Below are 14079 nucleotides of genomic sequence, written 5' to 3' on the forward strand. Positions count from 1 at the left end.
ATGGCACTCAGCCCCAAGGCCCGCCCTTACCTGCTCGTCGCCGCACTGGTGCTGGCGGTCGTCGGGGTGCTGGTCGCCAAGCTGCCCGCGGAGACCGGCCGCCCGGTCGCGGTCCCGCCCACGAGCACCCCGCCGGTGGTGGACGAGGTCGGCGGGGACGGCGCGGGCGACCCGTACTACCCGCAGGACGGCAACTCCGGCTACGACGTCAGCGGCTACGACATCGCCATCAGCTACGACCCGGCCACGAAGCACCTCGACGGGCAGGCCCGGATCACGGCGGTCGCCACGGCCGACCTGAGCCGGTTCAACCTCGACCTCTACCAGCTGGAGGTCTCCGAGGTGACCGTGGACGAGCAGGAGGCGCGGTTCGCGCGCGAGGGCGACCACGAACTGGTCGTCACGCCCGCCCAGCCGCTGCGCCGCGAGCAGCGGTTCGTCGTGACCGTGACCTACGCGGGCGAGCCGACCGTGGTGCAGGACCGGGCGCTGGGCCGCAGCGGCTGGCAGATCTCGGCGTCCGGCGGCGCGTTCGCGGCGGGCCAGCCGCACTCGGCGACCACCTGGTTCCCCGCCAACGACACCCCGCGCGACAAGGCCACGTTCAAGCTCGCCGCGCGCGTGCCGGACGGGTGGTCCGCGGTGTCCAACGGCGTCGAGGAGGGCTCCACGAGCGAGGGCGGGTGGACCACGTTCCGCTGGAACGCCCCGCAGCCCATGGCCACCTACCTGACGACCGTGGCGATCGACAGGTGGACGTTCGACCGGTCCACGCTGCCCGACGGGACGCCCGTGGTGAGCGCGTACGCGCCGGGCGCGCTGGACGCCCGCGCCGACCACCGGCGGCTGCCCGAGGTGATCGAGTTCCTGTCCGGGAAGTTCGGGCCGTACCCGTTCCAGGCGGCGGGCGGGATCTTCCTGGTCGACAACATCGGGTTCTCGCTGGAGACCCAGACCCGGCCGATCTACGCGCAGTGGGCCAACCTCGACACGATGGTCCACGAGAACGCGCACATGTGGTTCGGCGACTCGGTGTCGCTGCGGTCGTGGTCCGACATCTGCCTCAACGAGTGCTTCGCCAGCTACGCCCAGTGGCTGTGGGAGGAGGGCAAGGACGGCGCGGACCTGGACGACCGGTTCCGCTCGGAGGTCGCCCGGACCCGCGACTCCGAGGCCTACTGGGGCCGCAAGCTCTACGACATGGGGCGCGGCAACGAGTTCCGCGGCGTGTACGACAAGGGCCAGCTCGCCGTGCACGCCCTGCGCCGCCAGGTCGGCGAGGAGGCGTTCGACAAGGTCCTCAAGGAGTGGACGGCCGAGCACCGCGACGGCAACGCGTCGTGGCCGGAGTTCGAGGAGCACGTCGAGCGGGTGTCGGGGCAGGACCTCGACGCGTTCTTCGCGGCGTGGTTCCGGGGCGCCGAACTCCCGCCGTCCGACGACCTGCTCTACCCCGGCTCCCTGCGCCGCTGACTGCTACCGTCGGGGGCATGGCGGTTGTGAAGATCAACGCGATCCACGTGCCCGACGGTTCCGGCCCGGAGCTGGAGAAGCGGTTCGCCGCGCGGCTCGGGGCGGTCGACTCGTCGCCCGGCTTCCTCGGGTTCCAACTGCTGCGCCCGGTGGCCGGCGACACCCGGTACTTCGTGGTCACGCACTGGGAGACCGACGAGGACTTCAAGAACTGGCTGGGCGGCTCCGCCCGGGAGGCGCACTCCGGCGAGCGCGCGAAGCCCGTGGGCACCGGCTCGGACCTGCTGGAGTTCGAGGTGGTCCTGGCGTCGGAACCGAAGAAGTCCTGAGCGCCTTTGAGTGATCTCCAGCGGGCCGCGGAGCTGATCGCCGCGGCGGACGCGGTGCTGGCGTGCGCGGGCGCGGGCATGGGCGTCGACTCCGGCCTGCCCGACTTCCGCGGCGACCACGGGTTCTGGCAGGCGTACCCGCCGTACGAGCGGCTGGGCCTGAAGTTCGTCGAGCTGGCCGACCCGGTGCACTTCGCGCAGGACCCGACGCTCGCGTGGGGCTTCTACGGGCACCGGCTCGACCTGTACCGGCGGACCGTGCCGCACGCCGGGTTCGGCGTGCTGCGGGACTGGGGCGCGCGGGTGTTCACGTCGAACGTGGACGGGCAGTTCCAGCGGGCCGGGTTCGCCGACGTGGCCGAGGTGCACGGGTCGATCCACCACCTCCAGTGCGTTGAGCCGTGCACCGACGAGGTGTGGGCGGCCGACGACGTGGTGGTCGAGGTCGACCCGGAGACCATGCGGGCGGTGTCGCCGCTGCCGTCGTGCCGCGCGTGCGGTGGACTGGCGCGGCCGAACATCCTGATGTTCGGCGACTGGGCGTGGGTGCCCGGCCGGAGCCGGCGGCAGTTGGACGCGCTGGTCGAGTGGCGGCGGGGCAAGCGGAACCTGGTGGTGCTGGAGCTGGGCGCGGGGTTGGCGGTGCCGACCGTGCGGCGGCAGGCCGAGCTGGCCAGCGCGGCGTCCGGGGCGCTGATCCGGGTCAACCCGCGCGAGCCGGACGTGCGGCACGGGCGCGGGGTGTCCCTGCGGATGGGCGCTCTGGAAGCCCTCCAGGCCCTGGCCGAACTCGTTGCGCGCTGACGTTCCCGCTGGTCGCGGTGCTCACGGCGCGGGGACGACGAAACGGGCGATCACGGCCCGGTGGTCCGAGCCGGGGATGTCCACCACGTCGAAGTCCTCCACCGGGCAGCGCCCGTCGACCAGGACGTGGTCGATGGTGACCGGCGGCGGCCACACGCCTCCCCCGGACGGCCAGGTCGGCTCCAGGCCGGCCCCGACCTGGTCGGCGGCGTCCACGTAGCCCTGGTTGAGCAGGCGGCGCAGGCCGACGTGGTCGAGGGTCGAGTTGAAGTCGCCGGCGAGGACCCGGACCAGGCCGTTGTGGTCGGGTTCGGGCAGGCCGGCCAGGTCGCGCTGCCACTGGTCGGGGCCGTCGGTGACGACCGGCGGCATGGGGTGGACGGAGACGACCTCCAGGTCCTGGCCGGGCAGGTCGACCAGCGCGCCGGCCTGGCCGAGGCTGCTCGGGGCGGCGAGGGCGCGGGGCGTGAGCGGGAAGCGGGAGGCGATGCCCGCGCCGGACGCGCCGGGGGCGTCCAGGAAGACGCGGTGCGGCAGGACGTCGTCGAGCCCGGCGCGGTCGAGGTCGGCGACCATGGCCGGGGTGAGCTCCTGGAAGGCGAGGACGTCGACCTCGTGCTCCCGCGCGGTCCGGACGACGGCCTCGGCGTCGGCGATGCCGACCAGCAGGTTCGCCGCCATGACGCGGACGGTGAACCCGACCCCGTTGGGCCGCGGGTCGGGGAAGGCGCGCGGCGCGACGGCCGCCACCAGCACGAGGGCGACCAGCAGGACTACCGTCCCCACCGCCCACCGCCGCAACACCAGGGCCAACGCGCCGAGCAGCACACCGGCCGCCGTGATGTACGGGATGAGGGCCGTGGTGGCGATCATGTACCGGGTGCCGTCGATCCCGAGGAACCGCAACCCGGCCGCCGCCAGGAACGCGATCGCCGCCACGACCAGCAGAAACGTGACGACCTTGCGCCGTGGCCGCTTGGATTTCCCGTCAGCCGCTTCGCCGCCGCCACGTTCCCGGATGTCCACCACGAGATCCAGTGTGCCCGTACAGCGGGGGGATCCGGTGATCCGGCGATCTAGGCTGCTCGGGTGAGAGTTGTGCTGACGGGCTTCGAACCGTTCGGCGGCGACCGGACCAACCCGTCCTGGGACGCCGTGAGCCGCGTGGTGCCGACCGGTTACGAGCTGGTGACCGCGGAACTGCCGTGCTCGTTCGCGGAGTCGGCGCCGGCGCTGCGGGCGTTGGTGGCGGAACACCGGCCGGACGTGGTGGTCTGCGTCGGCCAGGCGGGCGGCCGGGCGGCGATCACGCCGGAACGGGTGGCGATCAACCTGGACGACGCGCGGATCGCCGACAACACCGGTGCCCAGCCCATCGACGAGCCGGTCGTCCTCGACGGCCCCGCGGCGTACTTCACGACCCTGCCGGTGAAGGCGTGCGTGGCGGCGCTGCTGGAGGCGGGCATCCCGGCGGCGGTGTCGCACACGGCGGGGACGTTCGTCTGCAACCACGTCTTCTACGCGCTGATGCACCTGGTGGCCACCGAACACCCGCACCTGCGCGCCGGCTTCGTCCACGTGCCCTACGCGCCCGAACAGGGCCACGCGGACGCGCCGAGCCTGCCCATCGACACGGTGGCCGAGGCCCTGAACCTGATCATCACCACCACCCTGACCACCGCAACCGACCTCCCCACCACAGCCGGCACCCTCCACTAGCCCGCAACCAGGCGCACAAACCCCCCACAAGCCGCCCGGCTGGCGCATGCCCTGCCGAACCACGCAGCCCACCCGCCGAGCCACGCAGCCCGCCCAGGCGGCTCACAGCCCGCCCAGCCAGCCCGCCCGCCGAGCCAACCCGCCCGCCGAGCCAACCCAGCCAACCCGCCCGCCCAGCCAGCCCGCCCGCCCAGCCAGCCAGCCCGCCCAGCCAGCCCGCCGAGCCCGGCCCCAGCCGCCACCAGCCGCCCCTCCCCCGGCATCCCGGCCACACCGGTCCCACGCCGGTCCCACGCCACACGCCACACGCCACACGGCGCACGGCGCACGGCGCACGCCGCCCACCCACGGCCCACCCGAATCGGTCCCCGTGGCCCGCGCGACCTCTCCACATCACGGGACGCGGGAAGTCCGGTTCGGTTCCCGAACCTGCATGTCACTCGATCGGCTGAAAGCCCCCGAAGTGGGAAAACGCCCCCCGGGAAGATCCCGAGGGGCGTTTCCACAGCCGTGCGGTCAGGCGGATTCGGAGTCCGACTCGCCGGTGTCGCCACCGGAGGCCGCCAGGTCGACCGGCGGGGCGTCGGGCACCCGCAGGGGCTTCGACTCGCCGCGGAAGACGAAGTGGGCCTTGTCGTCCGGCTCGTTCTCGCCGCCGTCCCAGCCCTCGACGTCGGTGATGATGATCTGGCCCGGCTGGATCTCGCCGAACAGGATCTTCTCCGAGAGCTGGTCCTCGATCTCGCGCTGGATCGTCCGGCGCAGCGGCCGGGCGCCCAGGACCGGGTCGAAGCCGCGCTTGGCGAGCAGCTTCTTCGCCTTGTCGGTCAGCTCGATCGCCATGTCCTTGTTCTTCAACTGCGTCTCGACGCGGGCGATCATCAGGTCCACCATCTTGATGATCTCGTCCTGCGTGAGCTGGTGGAAGACGATGATGTCGTCGATGCGGTTGAGGAACTCGGGGCGGAAGTGCTTCTTCAGCTCGTCGTTGACCTTGTTCTTCATGCGCTCGTAGTTGGACGCGGTGTCCTGACCCGAGGTGAAGCCCAGGCCCACGGCCTTGGAGATGTCCGACGTGCCCAGGTTGGACGTGAAGATGATGACGGTGTTCTTGAAGTCCACCGTCCGGCCCTGACCGTCGGTCAGGCGGCCGTCCTCCAGCACCTGGAGCAGCGTGTTGTACACCTCCTGGTGCGCCTTCTCGATCTCGTCGAACAGCACCACGGAGAACGGCTTGCGGCGCACCTTCTCGGTGAGCTGACCGCCCTCTTCGTAGCCGACGTAACCGGGAGGGGCACCGAACAGGCGCGACGCCGTGTAGCGGTCGTGGAACTCGCCCATGTCGATCTGGATGAGGGCGTCGTCCTCGCCGAACAGGAAGTTCGCCAGCGCCTTGGACAGCTCGGTCTTGCCGACGCCGGACGGGCCGGCGAAGATGAACGAGCCGGACGGGCGCTTCGGGTCCTTCAGGCCGGCCCGCGTGCGGCGGATCGCCTGCGACACGGCCTTGACCGCGTCGACCTGGCCGATGATCCGCTTGTGCAGCTCGTCCTCCATGCGGAGCAGACGGGTGGTCTCCTCCTCGGTGAGCTTGAACACGGGGATGCCGGTCCAGTTCGCCAGGACCTCGGCGATCTGCTCGTCGTCCACCTCGGCGACGACGTCGAGGTCGCCGTCCTTCCACTGCTTCTCCCGCTCGGCCTTCTGCCCGAGCAGCTGCTTCTCGGAGTCGCGCAGCTTGGCGGCCCGCTCGAAGTCCTGCGCGTCGATCGCGCTCTCCTTCTCGCGGCGCACGTCGGCGATCTTCTCGTCGAACTCGCGCAGGTCCGGCGGCGCGGTCATCCGGCGGATGCGCATGCGGGCGCCGGCCTCGTCGATCAGGTCGATCGCCTTGTCCGGGAGGAACCGGTCGTTGATGTACCGGTCCGCCAGGGTCGCGGCGGCGACCAGCGCCGAGTCGGTGATGGAGACGCGGTGGTGCGCCTCGTACCGGTCGCGCAGGCCCTTGAGGATCTCGATGGTGTGCTCCAGCGACGGCTCGCCGACCTGGATCGGCTGGAACCGGCGCTCCAGGGCGGGGTCCTTCTCGACGTACTTGCGGTACTCGTCGAGCGTGGTCGCGCCGATGGTCTGGAGCTCGCCGCGGGCCAGCATCGGCTTGAGGATCGAGGCCGCGTCGATCGCGCCCTCGGCCGCGCCGGCGCCCACCAGCGTGTGGATCTCGTCGATGAACAGGATGATGTCGCCGCGCGTGCGGATCTCCTTGAGCACCTTCTTCAGGCGCTCCTCGAAGTCGCCGCGGTAGCGCGAGCCGGCCACCAGGGAGCCCAGGTCGAGCGTGTAGAGCTGCTTGTCCTTGAGCGTCTCGGGCACCTCGCCCTTGACGACCATCTGCGCCAGCCCCTCGACGACGGCGGTCTTGCCCACGCCGGGCTCGCCGATCAGGACCGGGTTGTTCTTGGTGCGGCGGGACAGCACCTGCATGACCCGCTCGATCTCCTTGGTGCGCCCGATCACCGGGTCGAGCTTGCCCTCGCGCGCGGACGCGGTCAGGTTCCGCCCGAACTGGTCGAGCACCAGGGAGGAGGACGGGGTGCCCTCGCCGCGCCCGCTGGACTCGGCGGCGCCTTCCTTGGTCGAGTAGCCGGAGAGCAGTTGCAGCACCTGCTGGCGGACGCGGTTGAGGTCCGCGCCCAGCTTGACCAGGACCTGCGCGGCGACGCCCTCGCCCTCGCGGATCAGGCCGAGCAGGATGTGCTCGGTGCCGATGTAGTTGTGGCCGAGCTGGAGGGCCTCGCGCAGAGACAGCTCCAGCACCTTCTTCGCGCGCGGGGTGAAGGGGATGTGGCCGGACGGGGCCTGCTGGCCCTGGCCGATGATCTCCTCGACCTGCTGGCGGACGCCCTCCAGCGCGATCCCCAACGACTCCAGCGCCTTGGCGGCGACACCTTCACCCTCGTGGATCAAGCCCAGGAGGATGTGCTCGGTGCCGATGTAGTTGTGGTTGAGCATCCGGGCCTCTTCTTGGGCCAGGACAACCACCCGCCTCGCGCGGTCGGTGAACCTTTCGAACATTCGCACTCCCTGACTGCTGCGCCGGCGGTCCTCGGGCTCACCCACAGCATTGGCCGTGGAGAGCGCGGCACCGTGGGACCACTGTAGTCGTCAGCCCCGACACTCTCAGTTCCCGTTCGCGTGCAGTCACCTTCGGGGATCTCTGACACCGGTACCAACGTGGGATCTGCCAGGCAGATTCCACGGATCGGGCGATGTCCGCTCAACGCGAACACCCGCCGCGCGGCGACCCGGCGACGTGACCGGTGTCACCGTCGGCCACCGAGTCGAGCAAACCTCGGTAAGGTTAGGCAAGCCTTAAGAACCGACCGCGAGGGCCTTCCACCATGACCGTACCGGCGAGGACACGAGCACGCGAAGCGCGCACGCCCATCGCCGGGTCCCTCGGCCGGGCGAACGCCCTGGCCGAGTGGTGCGAGGTCCGCTTCGGCCTCCCGGCCGACACCCGCGGCTGGACCACCACCGGGACCCTGCTGGCCGAGCCCGCCCGCTTCGACGCCTGGCGCGCCGACCTCGGCGCCTGGCTCACCGAGCACTACGGCGAGGCCCCGGAGCGCACCACGGCCGGGTACGTCATGAGCTGGTACCTCAGCGTCGTGGGCATGGTCGGCGGCACCCTGTTCCACCAGGCCCGCCGGGTGCCGTCGCTGCGCCCCTCCGACGTGGCGGTGCGCATCGCCGACGAGGGCCGGCCGCACATCGTGGCCGTGGCGCTGCTGGCCGACGACTTCGCGTGCCTGCCCGACGACCCGGCGGGCAACCACCCGGCGGCCACCGTCGTCGCCGACGACCACGCCCTGGCCGGCCTCCTGCGGGCCCGGTTCGCCGCGCACGCCGCCGAGTTCGTGCGGGCCTTCGGGCCGACCGTGCGGCTGGGCCGGCGGATGCTGTGGGCGGCGGCCACCGACGCCCTGGACGCCGCGGCCTGGCGGGCGGGCCAGCTCTGCGGGGACGAGCCGGCCGGTGTCGCGGACGCCGCCCTGCTGCTCCCGGACAGGATCGAGCCGTTCACGTCCGCCTCGACCCTGCACGCCACGGAGGCGGGCTGGACGCGCCGCCGGCAGAGCTGCTGCTTCCACTACGCGTTGCCGGGCGCCGAGGTGTGCGACACCTGCCCGCGCGTCGCCGGCCGTTGATCCGTTCGGGCGCATCCGTTCACAGAAGCTTCCTTGCACGCGACACCGTTTTGAGCTTCACCGTCCGACGTCCGACAAGATCGGGTGGAAACAACGAAGGGGCGCCGGTCGAAACCGGGGCCCCTTCGTAGTTCGACGTAATTGACGTGGCGTACGCCACGACAATGATCTCAGCCCTGCTGGTGGTAGGCCTCAAGCACCTCCGCCGGGATGCGCCCGCGATCGGACACCTTCATCCCCTGCTTGCGCGCCCACTCCCGAATGGCCTGGTTCTGCTCGCGGTCGGCGGACGCGGGACGCGCCGCCTTCACACCGGCCGGACGACCCGGACCGCGCTTGCGACCGCCCGCCTTGCGAGCACTGGCGACGAAGTCGGCGAGGGCATCGCGGAGCTTGCTCGCATTATCCGCGGAAAGGTCGATCTCGTAGGACACACCGTCCAAACCGAAGCCGACCGTCTCCTCCGCCTTCCCACCGTCCAGGTCATCGACCAGGGTCACGGTGACCTTCTGCGCCATGCGTATCCTCCTGGACTCGAATGCGCGGTGTTCCCCGACCGCGACCAAAGCTTTACCGAGTGCAGGTTAGCGCACAAGTACGGCAATGCGCAGACCGGAGTCCGAGAAGTTACTTCATTCAGGGCGCACGAGGGGGAACAGGATCGTCTCCCGGATACCGAGGCCGGTGATGGCCATCAGCAGTCGGTCGATGCCCATTCCCACACCACCGCTCGGTGGCATTCCGTACTCCAGCGATCGCAGAAAGTCTTCGTCCACCGGCATGGCCTCGTCGTCCCCGGCGGCACTCAACCGGGCCTGGGCTTCCAGCCGCTCCCGCTCCACGACCGGGTCGACCAGTTCCGAGTAACCCGTGGCCAACTCGAATCCCCGCACGTACAGGTCCCACTTTTCGGCGACGCCGGGTTCCGTCCGGTGCTGCCGGGTCAGCGGGGAGGTCTCGACGGGGAAATCCCGCACAAAGGTGGGCGCGTGCAGGTGGTCGCCCACCAGGTGCTCCCACAGCTGTTCGACCAGCTTGCCGTGCCCGAGCTTCGGGTCGGTCTCCAGGCCGTGCCGGTCGGCGAGCTTGCGGAGGTGCTCGGCGGGCGTCGCGGGCGTGACGTCCTCCCCCACCGCCTCGGACAGCGACCCGTACATCGTCAGGGTCGTCCACTCGCCGCCCAGGTCGTACTCCGTGCCGTCGGCCAGCGTCACCACGTGCGACCCGGCGACGGCCAGCGCCGCCTCCTGCACCAGCTCGCGGGTCAGCACGGCGTTGGTGTCGTAGGTGGCGTACGCCTCGTAGTACTCCAGCATGGAGAACTCGGGCGAATGAGACGAGTCCATGCCCTCGTTGCGGAAGTTGCGGTTGATCTCGAAGACCTTCTCGATACCGCCGACCACGCACCGCTTGAGGTACAGCTCCGGCGCGATGCGCAGGAAGAGGTCCATGTCCAGCGCGTTCGAGTGGGTGACGAACGGCCGGGCCGCCGCGCCGCCCTGCAACGTCTGCAACATCGGGGTCTCGACTTCGACGAAACCGCGCCGGTGGAACGAGTCCCGCAGCGACCGCACGACGGCGGCCCGGTTGCGCACGGTGTTGCGCGCCTGCTCCCGGACGATCAGATCGACGTACCGCTGGCGAATGCGGGTTTCCTCGGCCAGTTCCTTGTGCGCCACCGGCAGCGGACGAAGGGCCTTGGCCGCCATCCGCCACTCGTGCGCCATCACGGACAGTTCACCGCGCCGGGACGTGATGACCTCGCCGCGCACGAATACATGGTCGCCCAAGTCGACGTCGGACTTCCATTCGCCCAGCGACTCCTCGCCCACGTTGTTCAAGCTCAACATGGCCTGGAGTTCGGTGCCGTCGCCTTCGCGCAGCGTCGCGAAGCACAACTTGCCGGTGTTGCGCAAGAACATCACCCGACCGGTGACGCCGACCACCTGTCCGGTGGCGGTGTCCGGTTCCAGGTCGGGGTGCGCTTCCCGGACCTCGCGCAACGTGTGCGTGCGCGGCAGTTCGACGGGATAGGGATCGACCCCGCGCTCCAGCAGCCGCGCCCGCTTCTCCCGGCGCACGCGCAACTGCTCGGGCAGGTCGTCGTCACTGGTCACGGCTGGGTTCGCAGGCTGCTCACTCACGGCAAGAAGGGTACGGAAAGGTCTCTCGGGGATTCGAACGGGTTCTCACTATGGTGGGTGCGGTGACGGGTGATGACTTGACCGCTCGCCGGGCGAACTCCTTCGGGCCGCAGGCCTCCGCCTACGCGCAGCACCGACCGGACTACCCGGCCGCCGCGATCCGCTGGTCGCTCGAACCACTGGGCCCCGGCCCGCACGACGTGCTGGACCTGGCCGCCGGCACGGGGAAGCTGACCGGCGGGATCGTCGCGGAGGGCCACCACGTGACGGCCGTGGAGCCGGACGAGGCCATGCTGTCGGAACTGGTCCGCCACTGCGGCGGCGTGCGGGCCCTGCCGGGTTCGGCGGAACGCATCCCCGTGCCGGACGCGACGATGGACGCGGTGCTGGTGGGGCAGGCGTTCCACTGGTTCGACCCGGACAAGGCCCTGCCGGAGATCGCGCGCGTCCTGCGCCCGGGCGGCGTGCTGGCGGCGATGTGGAACATGGACGACCTGACCGTCCCGTGGGTGGCGGAGTTCGGCAAGGTGTCCGGCTCGGCCGCGGCGGCGACCGGCGTCACCGGCCGAGCCCTCCCCGACCACCCGCTGTTCCGGGACCCGGAGGACACCACCTTCCCCCACACCCACCGCCGCACGGCGGAGAGCCTGGTGGCCACGGTGGGCACGCACTCGTACACCCTGGTCATGAGCCAAGAGGACCGCGAGGCCCTCCTGGACAGGATGCGAACCCACCTGCGCTCCCACCCGGAAACCGCACAGGGCGAGTTCGACATGCCCTTGATCACCTACGTCAAGCGCATGATCCGCACCTGACACCCACGCCGCAGGCGCCTATGGGCTATCAGCCACAGGAAGGGCCTCGGTTCGTCCCCCGTACGGCCTGGGCGCAGCCCAACCGCGCTTCGCTCTTGTCCGCAACCACGCTTCACCGGTTGCGGACAAGAGCGAAGGGTGGTTGCCTCCGGCAGGCCGTACGGGGGACGAACCGACGCCCTTCCACCCCCGGGGGCCTGCCGCGCGGCGAGCGCCGCTTTTGATCTTGAGAGCGCGCCAGCGCGTGACGCTTGAGAGCGCGTCAGCGCATGTTGCGTTCGAACACGAGCCGAAGCCCCAACAGGGTCAGGTCGGGAACGTGGCTCTGGATGGTGGCCGACTCGGTCGCCACGAGAGGCGCCAGCCCGCCGGTCGCGATCACCGCCACCGGTCCCGGCTCACTGGCCTGCAACTCGTCCACGATCCGCCGCACCAGCCCGTCCACCTGCCCGACGAACCCGTACACGATGCCCGACTGCAGGCACTCGACCGTGTTCTTCCCGATCACCGACCGGGGCCGCACCAGCTCGACCTTGCGCAGCTGCGCCGCCCGAGCCGCCAGCGCGTCCACCGAGATCTCGATGCCCGGCGCCAGCGCCCCGCCGAGGAACTCGCCCTTCGCGGAGATGACGTCCAGGTTGGTCGACGTGCCGAAGTCCACGACCACGCACGCCGTGCTGTGCAGGTGGTGGGCCGCCAGGGTGTTGATCACCCGGTCCGAGCCCACCTCCTTCGGGTTGTCCACCAGCAGCGGCACGCCGGTCCGCACGCCGGGCTCGACCAGCACCTTCGGCACCGCCGAGTAGTACCGGCCGAGCATCACGCGCAGCTCGCGCAGCACCGCGGGCACCGTGGACAGCGCCGAGATGCCGGTGATCTTGTCCGCGTACTCGCCGAGCAGGCCGCGCATGGTCAGGGCCAGCTCGTCGGCGGTCATGCGCGCGTCGGTGCGCATCCGCCAGTCGCGCACCAGCGCGGCTTTGTCGCCGGTGCCGTCGTAGAGACCGAGGACGATGTTGGTGTTGCCGACGTCGATGGCGAGCAGCACGCCCTTGCTCCTAGTTCTCGGCCTCGGATCGGTTCCCGGCTTGCAGTTTCTCGGCTTGCAGTTTCTCGGCTTGCATCAGTTCTCGGCTTGGATCAACGCGTCCAGCGCGGTCGCGTCCTCGGTCTCCGACACCGACTCCACGCTCGCACCCGCCGCGCTCGCACCCGCCGCGCTCGCACCCGCCACGGCAGCCCCCGCCACGACAGCCCCCGCGGCACCCGCCAGGACCGCCCCGGACACCAGCCCGGAACCCTCGGGGGCGTGCGCCGGGTCCGCGCCCAGGTCCACGACCTTGTTGTCCGCGTCCACGAACACGACCTTCGGCTGGTACGCGCGCGCCTCGGCGTCGTCCATCTGCCCGTACGCGATCAGGATGACCAGGTCACCGGGCTTGACCAGGTGCGCGGCGGCGCCGTTGATGCCGATGACGCCGGTGCCGCGCTCGCCGGGGATGACGTAGGTCTCCAGGCGGGCGCCGTTGGTGACGTCCACGATCGCGACCATCTCGCCGGGCAGCAGGTCGGCGGCCTCCATGAGGTCGAGGTCGACCGTCACCGAGCCCACGTAGTGCAGGTCGGCCTGGGTGACCGTGGCGCGGTGGATCTTCGACTTGAGCATCGTGCGCAGCATCGCGGTCCCTCTCACTCGTCGCCGGTGCCGAGCAGCACGGGGGCGTTGTCGATCAGGCGGGTCGTGCCCACGCGGGCGGCGACGAGCAGCCGGGCGTCGCCGTTCTCGGGGGCCGGGCCGAGGTCCGGCGCCCGCAGCTCCAGGTAGTCCACCGACACGCCCGGTTCGGCGGCCAGCACGTCGGAGGCGGCCTTCAGCACGGCCTCCGCGCCCTGCCCGCTGACGTGCGCGCCGGCCGTCAGAGCGGCCGACAGCGTGGTCGCGGCGAGCCGCTCGCCCTCCGACAGGTACCGGTTGCGGGAGGACAGGGCCAGCCCGTCGGCCTCGCGCACGGTCGGGACGCCCACCACGGCGACCGGGAAGTTCAGGTCGCGCGCCATGCGGTGGATCAGCGTCAGCTGCTGGTAGTCCTTCTCGCCGAACACCGCGTAGGTCGGCTCGACGATGTTGAACAGCTTGGACACCACGGTCAGCACACCGGCGAAGTGACCCGGCCGGACCGCGCCTTCGAGCTCCTCCCCCAGGGGCCCCGGCGACAGCGTCACCGTCGACCCGGGCAGGTACATGTCCTCGGCGTTCGGCGCGAAGACCAGGCCCACGCCCTCCTCGCGGCACATCTCCAGGTCGGCCTCGAACGTGCGCGGGTAGCGGTCGAGGTCCTCGCCCGCCCCGAACTGGGTCGGGTTCACGAAGATCGACACCACGACCACGGTGTTCTGCATGACCTTGGCCTCGCGGATCAGCTTGCGGTGACCCGCGTGCAACGCGCCCATCGTCGGCACCAGCGCGATGTTGCGCCCGGCGCCGCGCAGCGCGCGCACCACGCGCCGCAGCCGGTCGGGGTCGCGGTGCACCGTGACGTCGTTGGGCGAGTAGTCGTCCTTGGTGAGCGGCTTGGTCATGCTG

At 70.9% G+C, this 14079-nt stretch carries 13 protein-coding genes; 6 read left to right on the forward strand and 7 right to left on the reverse strand.

What is annotated here, in order from left to right:
• Genes ABD126_RS20880 through ABD126_RS20890 form a run of 3 tightly spaced genes read left to right on the forward strand, consistent with a single transcriptional unit; the run spans position 1 to position 2606 of the window.
• Positions 1-1473, forward strand: coding sequence for a M1 family metallopeptidase (locus ABD126_RS20880; RefSeq protein ID WP_343935540.1), 1473 nt, complete (start codon positions 1-3; stop codon positions 1471-1473).
• A gap of 17 nt (positions 1474-1490) precedes the next feature.
• Positions 1491-1802: an antibiotic biosynthesis monooxygenase family protein gene (locus tag ABD126_RS20885; RefSeq protein WP_343935541.1), complete on the forward strand. Its 312-nt coding sequence runs from the start codon at positions 1491-1493 to the stop codon at positions 1800-1802.
• A 6-nt stretch (positions 1803-1808) separates the two neighbouring features.
• Positions 1809-2606 carry an SIR2 family NAD-dependent protein deacylase gene (locus ABD126_RS20890; protein WP_343935542.1) on the forward strand — a complete coding sequence of 266 codons (798 nt, stop codon included), beginning with the start codon at positions 1809-1811 and terminating at the stop codon, positions 2604-2606.
• A gap of 21 nt (positions 2607-2627) precedes the next feature.
• On the opposite strand, the gene ABD126_RS20895 is transcribed toward ABD126_RS20890, so the two are convergent.
• Positions 2628-3635 carry an endonuclease/exonuclease/phosphatase family protein gene (locus ABD126_RS20895; RefSeq protein WP_343935543.1) on the reverse strand — a complete coding sequence of 336 codons (1008 nt, stop codon included), beginning with the start codon at positions 3633-3635 and terminating at the stop codon, positions 2628-2630.
• 60 nt (positions 3636-3695) lie between these two features.
• On the opposite strand from ABD126_RS20895, the gene pcp reads away from it, so the two are divergent.
• Positions 3696-4325: a pyroglutamyl-peptidase I gene (gene pcp, locus ABD126_RS20900; RefSeq protein ID WP_343935544.1), complete on the forward strand. Its 630-nt coding sequence runs from the start codon at positions 3696-3698 to the stop codon at positions 4323-4325.
• A 516-nt stretch (positions 4326-4841) separates the two neighbouring features.
• Here pcp and ABD126_RS20905 read toward each other — a convergent pair.
• Positions 4842-7400, reverse strand: a complete 2559-nt coding sequence (locus ABD126_RS20905) for an ATP-dependent Clp protease ATP-binding subunit (RefSeq protein WP_343935545.1) — start codon at positions 7398-7400, stop codon at positions 4842-4844.
• A 326-nt stretch (positions 7401-7726) separates the two neighbouring features.
• Between ABD126_RS20905 and ABD126_RS20910 the strand changes: the two genes are divergently transcribed.
• On the forward strand, positions 7727-8536 hold the full coding sequence (locus ABD126_RS20910) for a (2Fe-2S)-binding protein (protein ID WP_343935546.1): 810 nt from the start codon (positions 7727-7729) through the stop codon (positions 8534-8536).
• Positions 8537-8706: 170 nt separating this feature from the next.
• Here ABD126_RS20910 and ABD126_RS20915 read toward each other — a convergent pair whose 3' ends face one another.
• Together ABD126_RS20915 and lysS are read right to left on the reverse strand one after the other, a co-directional pair.
• Complete coding sequence (locus ABD126_RS20915) at positions 8707-9054, reverse strand: histone-like nucleoid-structuring protein Lsr2 (protein ID WP_343935547.1); 348 nt, start codon at positions 9052-9054, stop codon at positions 8707-8709.
• A 114-nt stretch (positions 9055-9168) separates the two neighbouring features.
• The gene (lysS, locus tag ABD126_RS20920; RefSeq protein WP_343935548.1) at positions 9169-10680 is read right to left on the reverse strand and encodes a lysine--tRNA ligase; all 1512 of its coding nucleotides are present in this window, start codon (positions 10678-10680) and stop codon (positions 9169-9171) included.
• Positions 10681-10730: 50 nt separating this feature from the next.
• Here lysS and ABD126_RS20925 point away from each other — a divergent pair, with 50 nt between their 5' ends.
• Positions 10731-11495 carry a class I SAM-dependent methyltransferase gene (locus ABD126_RS20925; protein ID WP_343935549.1) on the forward strand — a complete coding sequence of 255 codons (765 nt, stop codon included), beginning with the start codon at positions 10731-10733 and terminating at the stop codon, positions 11493-11495.
• A 262-nt stretch (positions 11496-11757) separates the two neighbouring features.
• Here the strand turns inward: ABD126_RS20925 and ABD126_RS20930 are convergent, their stop codons facing one another.
• From ABD126_RS20930 to panC, 3 genes are all read right to left on the reverse strand, one after another.
• Positions 11758-12543, reverse strand: a complete 786-nt coding sequence (locus tag ABD126_RS20930; RefSeq protein WP_343935550.1) for a type III pantothenate kinase — start codon at positions 12541-12543, stop codon at positions 11758-11760.
• A gap of 75 nt (positions 12544-12618) precedes the next feature.
• A complete protein-coding gene (gene panD, locus ABD126_RS20935) occupies positions 12619-13173 on the reverse strand; it encodes an aspartate 1-decarboxylase (protein ID WP_343935551.1) in 555 nt (184 codons plus the stop codon).
• Positions 13174-13184: 11 nt separating this feature from the next.
• Entirely contained in the window at positions 13185-14075 is an 891-nt protein-coding gene (gene panC / locus ABD126_RS20940) for a pantoate--beta-alanine ligase (protein WP_343935552.1), read from the reverse strand.
• Positions 14076-14079 lie beyond the last annotated feature (4 nt).

It is taken from the genome of Saccharothrix mutabilis subsp. mutabilis (assembly GCF_039521145.1).
GTDB classification, from domain to species: domain Bacteria; phylum Actinomycetota; class Actinomycetes; order Mycobacteriales; family Pseudonocardiaceae; genus Actinosynnema; species Actinosynnema mutabilis.